The sequence below is a fragment of the Shewanella sp. SNU WT4 genome, assembly GCF_006494715.1.
GTDB lineage: Bacteria > Pseudomonadota > Gammaproteobacteria > Enterobacterales > Shewanellaceae > Shewanella.
In genome coordinates, this window is record NZ_CP041151.1 from 1599641 (window position 1) to 1615498 (window position 15858).

14 protein-coding genes are annotated in these 15858 nt (G+C 44.8%); 9 read left to right on the forward strand and 5 right to left on the reverse strand.

The annotated features are described in order from the left end of the window. Entirely contained in the window at nt 1-1206 is a 1206-nt protein-coding gene (locus tag FJQ87_RS07225) for an efflux RND transporter periplasmic adaptor subunit (protein ID WP_240778864.1), read from the reverse strand. A 124-nt stretch (nt 1207-1330) separates the two neighbouring features. Here FJQ87_RS07225 and FJQ87_RS07230 point away from each other — a divergent pair, with 124 nt between their 5' ends. Together FJQ87_RS07230 and FJQ87_RS07235 are read left to right on the forward strand one after the other, a co-directional pair. After that, nucleotides 1331-1969, forward strand: coding sequence for a TetR/AcrR family transcriptional regulator (locus tag FJQ87_RS07230; protein WP_140931933.1), 639 nt, complete (start codon nt 1331-1333; stop codon nt 1967-1969). Nucleotides 1970-2124: 155 nt separating this feature from the next. Continuing rightward, nucleotides 2125-3015 (forward strand): autotransporter outer membrane beta-barrel domain-containing protein, encoded by an 891-nt coding sequence (locus FJQ87_RS07235; protein ID WP_240778865.1) that lies wholly within the window; start codon nt 2125-2127, stop codon nt 3013-3015. Nucleotides 3016-3324: 309 nt separating this feature from the next. Here FJQ87_RS07235 and FJQ87_RS07240 read toward each other — a convergent pair whose 3' ends face one another. The 3 genes from FJQ87_RS07240 to FJQ87_RS07250 all read right to left on the reverse strand — a co-directional run bounded on the left by FJQ87_RS07240 (nt 3325) and on the right by FJQ87_RS07250 (nt 7077). Beyond that, nucleotides 3325-3885, reverse strand: coding sequence for a chalcone isomerase family protein (locus tag FJQ87_RS07240; protein WP_140931937.1), 561 nt, complete (start codon nt 3883-3885; stop codon nt 3325-3327). Nucleotides 3886-3927: 42 nt separating this feature from the next. Beyond that, nucleotides 3928-4407 carry a DUF2947 domain-containing protein gene (locus tag FJQ87_RS07245; protein WP_140931939.1) on the reverse strand — a complete coding sequence of 160 codons (480 nt, stop codon included), beginning with the start codon at nt 4405-4407 and terminating at the stop codon, nt 3928-3930. 210 nt (nt 4408-4617) lie between these two features. Further along, on the reverse strand, nt 4618-7077 hold the full coding sequence (locus tag FJQ87_RS07250; RefSeq protein ID WP_140931941.1) for a 6-hydroxymethylpterin diphosphokinase MptE-like protein: 2460 nt from the start codon (nt 7075-7077) through the stop codon (nt 4618-4620). A gap of 321 nt (nt 7078-7398) precedes the next feature. On the opposite strand from FJQ87_RS07250, the gene pseB reads away from it, so the two are divergent. From pseB to FJQ87_RS07265, 3 genes are all read left to right on the forward strand, one after another. Next, nucleotides 7399-8394 (forward strand): UDP-N-acetylglucosamine 4,6-dehydratase (inverting), encoded by a 996-nt coding sequence (pseB, locus tag FJQ87_RS07255; RefSeq protein WP_140931943.1) that lies wholly within the window; start codon nt 7399-7401, stop codon nt 8392-8394. Then, on the forward strand, nt 8391-9578 hold the full coding sequence (gene pseC, locus FJQ87_RS07260) for a UDP-4-amino-4,6-dideoxy-N-acetyl-beta-L-altrosamine transaminase (protein WP_140931945.1): 1188 nt from the start codon (nt 8391-8393) through the stop codon (nt 9576-9578). The genes pseB and pseC overlap by 4 nt, the downstream gene beginning before the upstream one ends. Before the next feature lie 61 nt (nt 9579-9639). Beyond that, nucleotides 9640-10587 (forward strand): hypothetical protein, encoded by a 948-nt coding sequence (locus FJQ87_RS07265; protein ID WP_140931947.1) that lies wholly within the window; start codon nt 9640-9642, stop codon nt 10585-10587. A 1-nt stretch (nt 10588) separates the two neighbouring features. On the opposite strand, the gene FJQ87_RS07270 is transcribed toward FJQ87_RS07265, so the two are convergent. Beyond that, on the reverse strand, nt 10589-12202 hold the full coding sequence (locus FJQ87_RS07270) for an IS1634 family transposase (protein ID WP_140931885.1): 1614 nt from the start codon (nt 12200-12202) through the stop codon (nt 10589-10591). Between the two features lie 89 nt (nt 12203-12291). On the opposite strand from FJQ87_RS07270, the gene FJQ87_RS07275 reads away from it, so the two are divergent. From FJQ87_RS07275 to FJQ87_RS07290, 4 genes are read left to right on the forward strand one after another with little or no spacing between them, the layout of a single operon-like run. Further along, entirely contained in the window at nt 12292-12918 is a 627-nt protein-coding gene (locus tag FJQ87_RS07275) for a CDP-glycerol glycerophosphotransferase family protein (protein ID WP_276613166.1), read from the forward strand. 35 nt (nt 12919-12953) lie between these two features. Beyond that, complete coding sequence (locus tag FJQ87_RS07280) at nt 12954-13703, forward strand: methyltransferase domain-containing protein (RefSeq protein WP_140931951.1); 750 nt, start codon at nt 12954-12956, stop codon at nt 13701-13703. Nucleotides 13704-13717: 14 nt separating this feature from the next. Continuing rightward, complete coding sequence (locus FJQ87_RS07285) at nt 13718-15316, forward strand: CDP-glycerol glycerophosphotransferase family protein (protein WP_140931953.1); 1599 nt, start codon at nt 13718-13720, stop codon at nt 15314-15316. Nucleotides 15317-15318: 2 nt separating this feature from the next. Beyond that, nucleotides 15319-15831 (forward strand): adenylyl-sulfate kinase, encoded by a 513-nt coding sequence (locus FJQ87_RS07290; RefSeq protein ID WP_140931955.1) that lies wholly within the window; start codon nt 15319-15321, stop codon nt 15829-15831. Nucleotides 15832-15858 lie beyond the last annotated feature (27 nt).

Below are 15858 nucleotides of genomic sequence, written 5' to 3' on the forward strand. Positions count from 1 at the left end.
TTACCCCTTGATGCGCGAAGGCGTGACGGCTTGACCGCTGACTAACTTATGTTGCCCTGCCGTCACAATTTGCTCACCAGCCGTTATTGCCCCTGTGATATAAGCTTTGTCGTTATGACTATATAAAATATGGACATCACGCCGTTCAATCAGCCAATGGTTGGTGGGCGTCGTTGCGACATTTGGCTGTAATTGTGGTTGTGGCTGTGTTTGCTCTAACTCAGTTTCTGTCGCTGCAGGCGTTGGTTGCACTAAGGCTAAAATATTCCAGCGCCCACGAATACCATCGGTGAGCGCGCCAATGGGCACCCAAAACCCAGGGGTTGCTGTCCAAGAAGCAGAGGTGAGATAGGCAAGCTCGCCATTATAGACAGTGGCATCTTGGGGCAAGGTAATTCTTAGTTCAACCGTGCGGCTAATGGGATTAAGCTCGCCGCTAATGCCCGCCAGCACGCCAGCAAAATGCTGTTCGCCCACTGTGAGTGGTAAGGTTTGGCCGACACTCAATTTAGAAGATACTTGGCTTGGTACGCCGATATAAGCGGTCGGCTGGTTTTGACCAATTAAGGTAAAAATGGCGTTGCCTTGATTGACGACTTCGCCAAGATTGGCAAATTTTTGCGCCACTACACCATCAAATGGTGCAGTTAATACTGACTTTTCCAGCTGCAATTGAATGCGCTGTAAGTTAGCTGTTTGCTGGCGTTGATTGGCGAGTAACTTATCAACGCGGCTTTGCAATTCATCAAATTGCTGCTCAGCAATGTATTGTGAGTTCTTTAATTGATTGGAGCGCGAGACGGTGCGCTTGGCTAAGTCGATATCAATTTGATTTTGCGCGAGCGCCGCTTGTAATTCGCGCTCCATGGCTTGCAATACGCGGGTATCAAGGCGCGCGAGCACTTGATGACGTTTCACGCTATCACCGCTATCCACACTGAGTAGTTCAATTTTCCCCGGTTGCTCAAAGCCTATGTCAGTGGTGTTAGCGGCGCGCACTGTGCCTGTATATTGCTGTTGCTGCTCGTAGCCTGAGACTTGGGTAAGCACTTCGCTAGTAACAGGTACCGCAGGTTTAATAGTGACAGCAATTACCTCAGGTTGGCAGCCAAACAAACAGGCACTTAAGCTCAAGCTTGCCAATAGGGCCAGTGAAGATTTGATGCTCATGGATAGCGCTTTCACTCTTGGCTGAATGTTTGACATGATGGCGGCACCATAGATGTTGCAAATTGGTTAACTAGACTTGCAAGTCTAGTTTGACAAGACTGGACTGTCTAGTCTATTTTGTTAAAAAGTAGTGTTAATTGTGTATTCGTATAGGTTGTTCATGGAACTTAGCAATCAGGCTCACACACATCATCCCAATCGCAGCGATACTAAGCGGCAGCAAATCCTAGATGCTGCTATGACGCTGTTTTGTGTTAAAGGTTTTAGCCAAACCAGCATGAGCCAAGTGGCTAAACAGGCTGATGTTTCTAAGCAAACTGTCTATGCCCACTTTGGTAGTAAAGATGAATTATTTGTGGCCGCCATTGGCGCTAAGTGCGCTATCCATCAGTTAACTGGTGATTTGCTTAAAGATCCTAAGCAAGTTGAATCTTCCATTCGTCATTTTTGCCAAGCCTTTGCGGCTATGATTATTAGCCCTGAAGCCGTTGCTGTATTTAAAGCCTGCGTGGCGCAATCTGACAGTCATCCTGAAATTTCAGCGCTGTTTTATGAGGCTGGGCCTAAGCATATCGTCGGCTTATTAAGCCACTATTTACAGCAAGTTGAATTGCATGGCTCGTATCACTTTGGTGATTGTCATCATGCCGCGGTGCGCTTGTGTTTAATGCTATTTGGCGAACAAAAAATGCAGATGGAATTGGGGTTAACTATTAGTGATAGTGCCGAGCAAAGGCAGCAATATATTGATGAAACCGCTACTATGTTTTTGCGCGCTTATGAGGGCGCGCCAAATTAGTGCCATGTAAATGCTTAGAGTAACTTACTGTTAATCTTGAATATGTATTCTGAGTAATAGTTGTTGAGTAACAGCTTTGAATTAAGACTGAGGGATTTATGCCCCAACATAGGACGGGAACAATGATTTTTGCGCGATCTCATCAAACAAGAATAATGCCAGCGCGACTCTTGTTACTCGGTATGACAGCAGCAAGCCTGCTGGCTCCCGCCGCATGGGCCAATGGGCCACAGTATAGCCCGTTTACTTTTTCAGTCAGTAGCATTACCACTCAAGAAGCCTATGTCGGCCAAGATCAACTTAAACGCAGTGCTTATCAGTTTGGCTTAAGTGCGAAAATGCCTTTATCGCGTCAATGGTCAATGGGCGCCAGTATCGGCTACGACAGCTTAGGATACCGCTGGCAATCACTCATGCGCGGCGCGCCGCTCATTGCCAATAGCGTTAATAGTTTTAATAGCATTAATCGCTACAACTTAGGTTTATCGCTCAGTTACCGCATGGATGAGCATTGGATTTTTTTGCTGGCCCCTAAAGTGCAATTTGCCGCAGCCAATACTGCCAGTACGTCAGAGGCCATGAGTTATGGCGTCGTGACTTCGGCCATGTATCGCTTCGAGGATGGTAATATTTTGGGCCTAGGTGTGGCCTATTTAAATGATATTGATGAAGTGCAAACCATTCCTTATATCGCGGTGCGCTGGCAATTGGCTGAAAATTGGCAATTGGCGAACCCATTTGAAACCGGCTTTAGTGGTCCTGCGGGCCTTGAAGTGAGTTATCAAGCCAGCAGCGATTGGCAATTTGGCGTAGGGAGCTCGCGGCGAACACAACGTATTTTATTGCTAGACGCTAATAAGCAAACACTGCAAATTGATGAATGGGTTGGCTTTGTGCGCGCTGGTTGGGAGTTAAGCCCAAAAGTAAATATTAACGCTTATCTTGGTTATTACTTTGGCGGCGAAATGGAAGTTAATGTTCCGGCTGTCAAACTCGACATTAGCAATCAAGCGGGCGGCGCCTTGGCCTTTGAAGTGAAGTTTTAATGGTGCAATAGTGTAAGTATTTGATGTAAACCTTAGTGTTTAGATAACCTAATGGGTTTTGATGCGCTGATTCAGTGGGCGCAATCGGCTCATCCCCCACCATAATAAACAATAGGAGCCATTAGGCTCCTATTGTGACAGTCAAATTAGGTTAATTATGGGTAGTTCCAAGTTGGCGTTAATATGTTTGGCCTTCATTTAGGGCTTCATATTTATCTGAGAAACTGTGTGCCCTGAATCTAAGTGTTTAGAATCTAAGTTCACTCAACATCAGAGCCCCAACCTTAGCTCACCCAAGCCTAGTTAACTTTATTCGCCTAACATAGCTTGTTTGAGGCTCTTTTGTGCGGGCGCTTGGCCTAACCAAATAGCCAGTAATGCGTGGCTGAAATCATCGCCCTTAATCGTGGCAAGCAAAGTGCCATTTTTAGAGCAGCTAACGCCAACACCTGGTTGCACTAAGAAACTGAATTGGTCGCCAGGAGTGATAGCTTCACTGAATAACCCCATAAACTCATTAATGCGCGCTTGCAGCGGCGCAGTGTTGTTGGCGGTGGCTAAGTCAAAGCCTTCGGTGATGGCATCTTTCATTTTGTCTGAGCTGATTAAGCCTGAAGTAATATCAAGATTAATCATTACATTGGGCTGAGTTAACACAGATGCAAGGTCATGAGCCGGCGCGCTTAAATACAAGCTGCCAACGTACAAATCCATGAAAAACTTACTGCGCACACCGGCGCCATTGAGTTGCAATTCGCTTTGCTGTACTTGCACTTGATCAGCAAGCTTGATACCAGCAATTTCCATAGCGTTAACCATAGGAGATGCCAGTAAACTGGCGGCTAAAGTAAAGGGTAGGAGGGACTTCATAAACGCCTCTGTTATTATTGAGTCTTGTTGGGAGTTGATGAGCTAGCTGCGGCTGCCCATCTTATAATTACCGTTTTGTTCAAACATGACGGCTTGTTTTGATGATGGCGAGACCAAGAGTGGACTGTCATCAAAAAATAGGAAGTTTTTCCAGTGACGGGCGAATACATCCCATCTAGTTTCAATCACTTGGTACTTTTCATAACAGAAGTACACTAAGGTATCATCTGGCCATTCAATAAATTCGGCCAGCATGCTCGGCAAGCTATTGTCATCGCTATCCCACACAGATTGCCATTCATCGGTCGCCTTGAAGGTTTTTGGCTTCATCGGCCAATCTTCTTTATGAAAAAACTCAGGACTAACACTTTTGGTGCTAATCAACTGTTGCCATACCTGCATGGCACTTTTTTGACTCAGAGGTTTGATCCAAGCTTTATCCTGTTCATCCACAGGCAGCTGATGGTGGTTAAAAATCCATTTGCGCGGGTATTCATCCAAAGGGATATAAGTATGAGTCAAGCCAAGCTCCAAAAGTTGCGGCGCCCTTGGCTTTGATGCCAAAGATGCCAAAAAATTACTCGCTATTATACGCAGGCGAAGGCGAGTGTCCAAGTCTGAGCTTGAGTTCATTGCGCTTAGGCTTAGCGCTCTGCTTGATTACACTCTGCTGACAGTCCTGTTGCTCACAGAGCTTTGGTTTGCAGTGCTTTGGCTTACAGCTTCCTTGGCTTATTGCGCGCTAGCCAATTGAGCTTGGTAGTTTTGCAGCTCATAAAGGGCATTTAAGGCGACAGGATGCTCTGGCATTAAAGTTAATATGTGAGTAAAGACATCAATCGCGCCTTGAATTTCGCCCAATTCCGCCAGCATGTTGCCAAGCTTGATATAGGTGACTATATCCTCAGGGTATTTATCCAAATAATCGAGATAGGTGTTAAGCGCTAGCTGATTATTTCCCGCGAGCTTTTGTACATTAGCTAAAAATGGCAAATATAAATCGCTGAAACTAAGGAGCTGATACAAGTATTTTTCGGCTTCATGCAGTTGCTGACTTTTTAAGGCCATCATGACCAGTTGCTTGATTTCCACTTCACTGCGCGAGTCACCTAAGGCGCTTAATGTCGCAAAGGCATTAGTGTATTCTTGCGTCAGTTCATAATAATAGGCCAGTGCGCGAGCCTGCAGGTTTTTGGCGCGCACATCTTTTTCTAAATACCAATCAAGCGCTTGATAGACTAAATACAAACCTTCCGCATTGCCGGTTTTAAAGAGGTGCTGGATTTTCTCAGGAGTGCGATTAAGAGTAAGCGCAATCGGCGCACCAGACGCATTTCGCCCGACATCTTGGCTAAAGGCTGCTTGGGTGTGCATGTTCATATCAGCGATTAACTGCTGCTCGCCATCTGTTAATTGCTGGGCGCGGGCAGGGTGCTTAGCCAGCCAAATGAGGTAGCGAGCTGGTTGCTTTTGACTTAACCATGCCTGACAAAGACTGGCTAAGTCAGCATTAGGGTTGTGCTCAGAAATCCGAGTGAATAGTTTTGCTTGGGAGAGCGTTATTAACTCAAGTAAATCTGCGCTTGTGGTCACTATGGCCTGATAATAAAGGCGATGACGCGCTGCAATATCTGCCATTTGCCATTGGCTTGATTCGCTAGTTGTTAAAAACGCATTGAAATAGCGATAGCCATAAAACTTAATAAATGGCATTAAGGTGCGATAGCGCTTATTAAGTTTATGTTCAATCTTGTCGAGCTTGGCATGGCTTGAGTCTTGAAAGTGATTACAAATAGCCAATGCTTGTTGGGCATGTTTCTGGATGGCGTTAAGATCAATAGTCGCGGCGCTAAGTTGCTGTGTTATGGCGATTAATGAGGCTTTATCTAACATGTTTGGCGTAGTGGCAACTTGCGCTAATTGCTTGGCTTTATCTTCAATCGGGCTAAGCACTATGTTTTCTGGCGTTACATGACAAATACCTGCCACCTTTGCGGCGCTGGACGCTAAATTAATGACGCGAGCCTTGTTTATGGTAGCAACTTGCTCTTCTAACGAGCTAATCGCTTTAAATAATTGAATCGTAGTTTCAGCCAATTGCCCTGAGTAGGTTCTGACCCATTCACCAATAAAATCAAGCTTTGGCCCTAATGAGCCATGAAAACTACCCGAGGCATGGCTAACCCCAAGGGCTGAGTGGCATAAATCGACGCCGGTCAGTAATACTTGAGTGCAACCAAGCTCAACGGCAAGCCCAATCGCTGTGTTGGTAACTGTGGGGCCTATGGTGGCTAAGTTATCTTCGGTTTGCCACGGCAATTGGTAACCGGTATAAAAATGACTATAACGCCACTGACCTACTAGGGACTCTACCGCATGATCGCTATGAATGAGTATGCTAGTGCTAGGCAAATTAAACATGGCTTTACTGACTAAAAAGCTGACGTCTTGCGGGTCAACCGTCACCACTATGTCGATATGAATTCCCGCTTGATGTATTTGCTCGACGGCGCGCGACACCACAATCACAATCAATTTATCTTGATTGGCAGCGATCCAAGCTATTGACTCATCAAGTGATGGACCGCCGCCAATCACTATGGCGGTTTTACCTAGAAACAGTTGGCGCAATCTTGCCACTGGGTAGCCATTGTCAGCCATATTTATAAATTGCTTCACCACAAAGTTACTTTGTTTATGATGCTGCGCATGCTGAAAAAATGTGTGCTCGATAATTTGTTGGCAATCACTTTTTAAATCGAGATAGTCACTGAAATACGATTCCCTGCAACCTAAGGATTGTATGAACTCGAACTGATTTTTGGCGATGTAGATGCTGTATTGGTGTTGACTCAAATGATCGGCTAATTGCGCTGGGGTAATGATCAGCAGTTTGTCGGTCAACTCCGGCTCAATATCTATGGTGAGCACGGCTAAAATGTCAGTATGCTCGACAAAAATATAGCGACTGCCGCTTGCTAGACCTTGGGTTAATAAGTAGTTCGCCAGCAAGCCAGAATCTGTGCCCAAAATAACAAAGAGGGTATCGGTGCTCATTAGCCGCGTATATTTATTGGCGTATTGACTGGCAGCGCTTTGGTGCTCAAATTGTTGACGTTGGACGGCCGTTAAATAGACTTCATCGAAGGCATTAATACTGAAGTGCTGTAATAAAGGATTGGCCAAAGTCATGTTGTGCTCCAAAAGTTATTAGTGTGAGTCAAAAAAATGACGTTATAGGTATAGCAACTTGCGTGCCTTTTTATTTAAATCTAACGCTCGATTTAATATCGCTCGTTACTTTTTAATTGTTATCGCCAATTCTCACGGTTAACATCATTTTTCGGTCTTGAAAGATTACTCCCTCATCATCCCCACGTTGCTAATAATTGACTGCGAGTGAGTTTTCATTTTGGCATGTTCTATGCTTTAGTTTTATCAGCACATCACTATAGCCAAACTATAGTTAATCAAACCTAGTGTGGTTGATATCGATTCCAGAGGCTGAATTTTATGTTTAACAATAAATCAATTTTGATTACTGGTGGCACAGGCTCGTTCGGGCACATGTATACCAAAATGCTTCTGGAAAAGTATTCACCAAAACGGTTAATTATTTTTTCGCGCGATGAACTTAAGCAATTTGAAATGCAGCAAAAATTTAATGCGCCTTGTATGCGCTATTTTATTGGCGATGTGCGCGATCGCGATAGATTAACTCAAGCCTTTAAAGGAGTTGATTATGTGATCCATGCGGCGGCATTAAAGCAAGTGCCGGCGGCTGAATATAATCCAATGGAATGCATTAAAACCAATATTAACGGCGCGGAAAATGTGATTCAGGCGGCGATTACCAATGGTGTTGAAAAGGTGATTGCCTTATCGACGGATAAAGCGGCCAATCCCATTAATCTTTATGGGGCAACTAAATTAGCCTCAGATAAATTATTTGTGGCAGCCAATAATACCGTAGGTGATACTCGCCCTAGGTTTGCCGCCGTGCGTTATGGCAATGTGGTGGGTAGTCGTGGCAGCGTGGTGCCATTTTTTAAACAGCATATTGCCAGTGGCGCTAATTATTTACCTATTACCCATGAAGATATGACCCGCTTTTGGATAACCTTGCAAGATGGGGTGGATTTTGTATTAAAAAACTTTGCCAGAATGCAAGGCGGCGAAATATTTGTACCTAAAATTCCATCGGTGCGGATTACTGATCTAGCTGCCGCTTATGGCGCGGGTTTAGAGCAGCGAATCGTCGGTATTCGTCCTGGGGAGAAAATGCATGAAATTATGTGCCCAGGGGATGATTCTCACCATACCATAGAGTTTGACGATCATTATGTCATTACCCCAAGCATTAAGTTCTTTGGTAAAGAAATTAATTACCGCCTAAATAAGTTAGGTGAGCGAGGGCGCGATGTGCCTATGGGGTTTGAATATCATTCTGGTAATAACAGCCATTTTTTAACGACTGCTGAAATATTGGCACTGGATGGCGGCCAATGATCCCCTATGGCCAGCAAGACATTAATCAGGCTGATATTGATGCTGTACTTGCGGTATTAACTTCATCCCACTTAACTCAAGGGCCGCAAGTCCCCAAATTTGAAGCGGGGTTATGTCAAGTTACTGGCGCTAATTATGCGGTGGCGGTAAATAGCGCCACCTCAGCGCTGCATATTGCCTGCTTAGCCTTAGGTGTTAACGCGGGCGATACAGTGTGGACCAGCCCTATTACTTTTGTGGCGTCGGCTAACTGCGCCTTATATTGCGGCGCCAAGATAGATTTTGTCGATATCGATATTAATAGCGGTAATATGTGCCCGGTGGCACTCGCTAACAAACTAAAATGGGCAGAAGCCAATGGCTGCCTGCCAAAAGTCATTATTCCTGTGCATTTAGCCGGTCACAGTTGCGACATGCAGGCCATTGCGCAATTAGTTCAGCCTTTGGGTATTAGCATTATTGAAGATGCGTCCCACGGCATAGGCGGCTGCTATCAAGAGGCTATGGTAGGGCGTTGCCAATACAGTGATATTTGTATTTTTAGTTTTCATCCGGTGAAAATAATTACCTCAGCTGAAGGCGGCGTGGCCACCACTATGGATGAGCGTTTAGCCAAAAAGATGATGATGGCGCGCAGTCATGGCATCACTAAAGAGGCCTGCGACATGCTAAGGACTGATGAAGGTGATTGGTATTATGAGCAGCATAGTCTTGGGCTTAATTACCGCATGACAGAATTGCAAGCCGCTTTAGGTATCAGTCAGTTATCTCGCTTAGCAGAATTTGTGGCTAAACGTAATCAACTGGCGCTGCAATATCAAAGCCTGTTAGCGCCGCTGCCGTTATCTCCCGTATTGCCACTTGATGGCAGCATTAGCAGTTATCATCTGCAAATTGTGCGTCTTGACGATAGTTCCATTCGCTGCCGGGTGTTTGATGACATGCGCGCCCTTGGCATTCAAGTGCATGTGCATTATTTCCCTGTGCATCTGCAACCTTATTATCTGAATTTAGGTTTCAGGGCTGGTCAATTTCCACAGGCAGAGCAATTTTATCAGCATATTTTAACCTTGCCTTTATTTCCTGGGTTAACAGAGCTTGAGCAAACATTCATTGTCGACTCTCTTAGCCATATGTTAAGTCAACAAGAATTATCCAAGATAAAGAGCTGCAAAAGTAAATAAATCACTGGCTGGTTGGCTAATTTCAGCGCTTAGTGAATTTGCAATGAATAGGGATGTTATCGTGCTTAATTTTATCTACATAGTGGGTGGTGGTACTTTTGCAGTAAAACTTGCAAAAGTAATGCTAGATGCTGATATAGACTTTGAGTTTATTGATGAAATGGCTAGCAGTCCTTTGATGGGGAAACCCGTCTATAAGGCCTGTGACATACCCAATGTCAATGCCCAATTTATTATCGCCATTTCTTTGCCTGAATATGCGCAGCGTGCCATCGATAGGTTGTGCACGGCAGGGGTACCTAGAGCTAACATTCTTGCTTTATATTATGAGACTGCCGCGAATGTATTAGAGTACATGTTGAGTGACAATCGTGCTAAATGTCTTGATTTAATCTTAACCCAATCGGGTAATTTCCAAGATATTGAACAATGTTATTTCGCAGCAAGTTATCAAGAGTTAGCTGAGGATAACAGTCAGCTGAAAAAAATAGGTTTCTATTATAACGGCAAGGGCGGCGGTTTTAGATCCCATGTCTTAAATTTGCCGCAAATACTTGCCAAGGATTACAAGGTTAGAGAGTTTAGTGACCAAGCGCCTCACTGGAGTGCACTTGACGCTTATCACTTTATGAGTGAACCCAGTATGCTAGGGAGTGCTTGGCCAGATCTGGTGATTAATCCACACTTTTTTGAGTGTTCGCCAGCTCATATTCCTAAACTCACCATGATGCATATGGCATATGATTTTTTAGTGTATAAAGATTTAGTCGCCCGTGTCATGGCGCAGCCCCAGACCCATTATTTATTTATACCTTCTAAACCTAGTATGGAGTTGCATAAAAAAATATGTCGTGATTATGGCTTAACTAATAATCTGGTATTGATTCCTGGCGGATACCCTAGATTAGATAATAGCATTGCTCAGTTAGAACAATTAAAGGCGACAACGACTGAACAATTAACGGCTAACACTTCACAAGCGATTATATACCCGACATTCCGCACCTGATTTAGGAATAAATTTGTCGATAGCGTTCGCCTAGCACGTCGAGAATGATCTGTTGGTCCACCGTGAGTCCCGTAACTTGAGGTGGCGCTTCTCCCAACTGGTATTCGTGTACCCCGCCAAAGCGTAAAAAAATCCACCGCGCTGTCGGTTTTTGCGTGGGTTTCTTTTTCATGTCCGCCACACTGCGATTCTGCTCTACTAAACCCTGCCGGATCCGGTGCTCTAGCGCCGCATAAATCATCAGGCTACTGGTCATCACCATCAGCAATGCTTCGATACGTTCCGGTTTTTTAAGATACAACGAGGAGGTTAAAAATTCGGGACTTTTCAGAAAGCGAAACCCACGCTCGACGTTTTGCTGGGCTTTATAAATTGCCAACAGCTCAACCATGGTGAGCGTTTCACTGTGATCATTGGTCGCGAGGATGAACACCCCTGTCTGGTTGCGCGCTTCTGCTACCCGCGCCAAGCTACTTGCGGCTAACCCCTTGATGTGAAATTGGTAGCTCACCGGCACTTCACCCTTTTGCGGCCTTCCGCGCCCAGCATAGAGAGGTTCACTCACGACCTCTGCTTCCAGTTGCAGCAGATTTAAGCTGGCAGCAAAACGGGCTAATTCAGCCTGCGCATCGGCCTCGCAGGCAAAACGCTGGGCACATAATTTGTTGAAGGCTTTCAGCTCACGCGTGCTGTCTTTAAGTAGATTTTTGGCTAATGTTTGCTGCTCACGGTGGCTAGCCTGTTCGCTGCGCACCAGCAACCAACGCTGCGCGACGTCGGCATAATTGGCGCTTTGCCAACAGCCATGATAGCCATTGCCCAGCGCGACCAGCGACTGGGTGCCAATGGTTGCCACGGCCCGCTTGGCCTCATTGAGTGTGACAGGCACTCGAGTCACGAACAACTGTTGCTGTTGAGCCAGTAGTTGCAAGGTATCAGCGCAATACAGCGCCGCATCGCCGACCAGGTAACGACTCTCCTGCGCGGCCTTGAGACTGCTCAAGTGGCGCCGTACGGTCTGGGCAAAGGCCTTGGTATCATTACTATTACCACTCAAGGCCTGCATGTAGATGGGCAGGCCGGCCTGATTTTCGCAGATAAGTTCTAGGATAACCTGGTTCAGCTCGGGCCGATGGTCGCGGCTATAGCCACGTACCAATTGCAACTTACCGAGCTTTTCGCCATCGGTTTGGTCATAGGCGCCATCGACGTGGAAGCTGGTGATATCGAGGTGCACTGCCGTACTTTTGAGCTCCAATCGCTCTACGACCTGTTCCGCCATCACCTGATAAAGCGTGCTGACATCGGCCTCAAAGAGGGCATCAAGGCAGCGGCCGAGCACGTCATCATTGAGGTCATCGGCACAGATCCCCGGGCCAATCAGACGCTCTACAGGCTTGTTGGCAAAGAATTGCGGGAACATGTGCAAGGTCGAACTATGAAAGCCAAGACCATTCAGTATCATCGCCACCAACGCTTCACCATGTGAAACTTTGTAGGGCGGCGTTTTGGGGAGCACCGCATCAATCATGCGAGCAATGCCGAGTTCTTGGCAAAGTGCAGCCACCAAACCAAGGTGGTCGAGGTTACGAATAGCGATAGCGGGAGTGGGCATAATGATCTACCTGCAAAAAGTAGTAATAGATCAGAATGGCCGATCGCCGTCAAGTTTTTTTAAATCGAAAATTAGGTGCGGAATGACGGATATACGCCCCGACCTTATCGGCGCTAATGACATCCGCTGAAACTAAATATACTTATTCAATTTTTGATGCCCTCGATTTTATCCCAGCAATTTTAGCGGCATTTCCCGATAAGCATATTATTTTCAGGCCACATCCCGATGATCTCTCGATAATCAAACAAGGCGTTCAGACTCTGCGGACAAATGCTTTTAGACAACTGCTGGCATTATGTGAAACCGAACCTAGATGCCATCTCGATGCTAATCAATCTAATTATATAGAAACCTTTGCTAAAGCTGCCGTATTAATCACAGATACATCAGCGATTGCTTATTCTTTTGCATTAACGACTAAGCAACCTGTGGTGTTTTATTCAGCGGATCAAGCGCAAGTAAAACGCTTAATGCCAGATGTTGCTTACATAAATGACAGAGAAAAAATTGGTTACTGCGTTGATTCAGTCAGTGATTTAATTCACGCGTTAACTCAGTGCTTTGAGGTAACCGATGATATTGAGCGGGTCAAGTTTTGTGAGCAAGTGGTTTATCACCGCGGAACTTCTATGCAATATCTTCTTGATAATCTTGATTACCTGTTATCTGGGAAGAAACATCCTGATTGGTGGTATTGGCTTGATAATTGCTAAATAAAATATAACTGTCACAACAAAGGATAGAAATCATGAAAACTGAATGGGATTATTCGAGTTTGGCTAATGCATATTTAGAGCGCCCTGATTATTCACCCGCCGCGATTGATGCCATGCTAGCCGTTAGCCAAGTACAAACCAATGATAGCGTTTGTGATGTGGGGGCTGGTGTCGCACATTTGACACTTATGTTGGGAGCCAAGCAGTTACAAGTGACAGCCGTCGAACCTAATGATGCCATGCGCGCGAACGGTATCAAGCGCACTGAATCATTCAGTAACATTAAGTGGCATGAAGGCACTGGCGAAAATACCGGCCAAGCTTCTGCCCAGTTTTCCTTGGTGACTTTTGGTAGCTCTTTTAACGTGTGTGACAGACCTAAGGCATTAGCTGAAACCGCCCGTTTATTGACGCCTGGTGGTTGGTTTGCCTGTATGTGGAATCATAGGGATTTAAAGGAGCCTATTCAGGCTGAAATAGAATCGATTATTACAGGCATTATTCCTTCATACGGCTATGGCACGCGCCGCGAAGATCAAAGCCAAATCATTGAAGCCAGTAACCTGTTCGGCGCCGTTGTGCACTTAGATGCCAAAGTCGTGCATCAACAATCCGTAGAGAAATGCATTGAAGCTTGGCGTTCCCATGCAACCTTAGAACGTCAAGCCGCGGCAAAATTCCCTGTGGTCATTGATGCCATTTCAAAATTCTTACTCGGGCTAAAGAAAGAATCTATCTCTATTCCCTATTCAACCAATATTTGGATGGCCCAACTTAAATAATAGGTGATAGGCAAATGAGTCCACTGACAAATATTACTAGCCTCGCCAATGAGGTTAATTATGGTCTAAATACGCCTATCTATATTGTTGGTGGCGGCTCATTTGCGATTAAGCTTGCTAATGTCTTGATTGACAATCAGCTCGAATTTGAATTTATTGACGAGTTTGCGTCATCGCTTTTACTTGAACGCAATGTCTATAAAGCCCACTCAATCCCAAGCCCTCTAGGGATATTTTTTATTGCGATTTCGATAGATGAATATGCACTGGCGGCTATATCAAGGCTAGCGCAGCAAGGGGTAAAAAAAGAGCAATGCCTGCCTCTTAAATATGACTCAGATAGTATTATGCTGGGGCATATGTTTACCCATAATCGCCATAAATTACTTGAACTACTCGCTCAGCCGTTATCAAGCGTCAAGGAACTTGAATCCTCTTTTTATATAGAACGTAACCAATTTTTTGAAAGCTCAAGCGCCCAAAAAAAACATCTAATAGGCATTTGCTGTTTAGGACGAGGGGGAGGGTACTTAGGTCACTTGGGTCATATTCCAACTTGGTTAGCGGCGCATCATAATACTGTGACGTTAAGTGACTCAGAGCTGGATCTGCAGGGCACTATGCCAAGGTTTTTAATGGGCCAGAGTGCCATGAATGCTGAGACTTCACTCGATCTCGTCATTACCGCCCATGTCTTTCCTTGCAGCCCCAGGCAGACTAAAAAACTAAGTTTTTGTCATATGATTTATGACTTCTTGCTGTTTAATCAGCAAACCTACGAGCATTTACAGCAAGCGCAAACTCATTATGTATTTTTGCCTTCCAGCGCTAGCATGAAAATGCATCAAGACATTTGTCTACAGAATAAGTTTGAAAATAATATTGTGTTAATTCCTGGGGGCTACCCAAGGCACGATAATAATATGCGTCAATACCATGACGTTTGTGCGACTCAATTGCCAGTAGATAGCATTTTATATGCACCCACCTTATCATCATTGCCAGCTGGTAATGAAACCTATGCTTGTTATTCCATTATTTCGGCCTTGCAGTTCGTACCTGAAATTTTGGCCAGATTTTCTGATAAAAAATTAATATTTAGACCCCATCCTGAAGATTTAGCATTAGTTAAATATTCTTTGAGTCATCCGCGAGCTCAGGCCTTTGCCGAGCTATTGGCTTGGTGCGAGCAGCACCCACGATGTGAAATTGATGTGAGTCAGCAAAGTTATCTTGAAAGCTTTGCACGCTCAGCCTTAATTATCTCAGATACTTCATCTGTGGCTTTTTCATTCGCACTGTTGACGGGTAGGCCTGTTATTTTATTTTCTAGCGATCATCACTCTTTGATTCAAGACTATAACCAATGTCAGTTTATTCTTGATAAACCTAAATTTGCTCACTTAGTAAATAATGAGAATGATTTATATCAAACTATCTCTGAGTTGCTACTTAGCACTGATAAGTCGCTTGCACATACAGATTTCTGCAAAAGCAGCATATTTAATTTAGGCCATTCTGAAGATTATTTATATCAGCACTTTGATTATATTCTGCAAGATAAGCGCCACCCTGATTGGTGGTATTTACGCGATCATATTGAGGCTCATTAGACATGGATAAGCAAAGGGTATTTTGGGTGACTGGATTGCCTGGCGCAGGTAAAACGACCTTAGCTAAGGCGTTAGTTAAGCGTCTTAAGCTTGAGCAGAGCAATATTGTTCATTTAGATGGTGATGATTTACGCGCCGTATTTAGTAACTATGACTTTAAGCGTGATGCTCGCCTCGAACTTGCGATGAAATACGCAAGAATGGCTGAATTACTGGCAAAACAGGGCTTAATTGTCGTGGTATCAACTGTCTCGTTATTTCATGCAGTACAAAACTGGAATCGTGAACACTTACCTGGTTATGTCGAAATTTTTGTAAACCCAGGTGATGATATTTTGCAGCAACGCAATCAAAAGAATCTCTATGATCACAGCCAAAATGATAGCCAGCATATTGTTGGCCGCGGCATAGATGCTGAGTTTCCGCGGTCGCCCGATCTCGTGGTCGATGATATTGATATCGCTGAGTTAGCATCTGTGGTGGATGCCATTGTGCAGCGTTTTTTAAGTTATTAATTTCATCTTTCTGCAAGGAATCGCATT

Excerpts from the sequence above, each read along its gene's own strand:
- pseB (WP_140931943.1), top strand. The coding sequence starts at position 7,399 with ATGTTTAACAATAAATCAATTTTGATTACTGGTGGCACAGGCTCGTTC.
- FJQ87_RS07235 (WP_240778865.1), top strand. The coding sequence starts at position 2,125 with ATGCCAGCGCGACTCTTGTTACTCGGTATGACAGCAGCAAGCCTGCTG.
- FJQ87_RS07285 (WP_140931953.1), top strand. The coding sequence starts at position 13,718 with ATGAGTCCACTGACAAATATTACTAGCCTCGCCAATGAGGTTAATTAT.
- FJQ87_RS07280 (WP_140931951.1), top strand. The coding sequence starts at position 12,954 with ATGAAAACTGAATGGGATTATTCGAGTTTGGCTAATGCATATTTAGAG.
- FJQ87_RS07270 (WP_140931885.1), bottom strand. The coding sequence starts at position 12,202 with ATGCCCACTCCCGCTATCGCTATTCGTAACCTCGACCACCTTGGTTTG.
- FJQ87_RS07290 (WP_140931955.1), top strand. The coding sequence starts at position 15,319 with ATGGATAAGCAAAGGGTATTTTGGGTGACTGGATTGCCTGGCGCAGGT.
- pseC (WP_140931945.1), top strand. The coding sequence starts at position 8,391 with ATGATCCCCTATGGCCAGCAAGACATTAATCAGGCTGATATTGATGCT.
- FJQ87_RS07250 (WP_140931941.1), bottom strand. The coding sequence starts at position 7,077 with ATGACTTTGGCCAATCCTTTATTACAGCACTTCAGTATTAATGCCTTC.
- FJQ87_RS07225 (WP_240778864.1), bottom strand. The coding sequence starts at position 1,206 with ATGTCAAACATTCAGCCAAGAGTGAAAGCGCTATCCATGAGCATCAAA.
- FJQ87_RS07230 (WP_140931933.1), top strand. The coding sequence starts at position 1,331 with ATGGAACTTAGCAATCAGGCTCACACACATCATCCCAATCGCAGCGAT.
- FJQ87_RS07240 (WP_140931937.1), bottom strand. The coding sequence starts at position 3,885 with ATGAAGTCCCTCCTACCCTTTACTTTAGCCGCCAGTTTACTGGCATCT.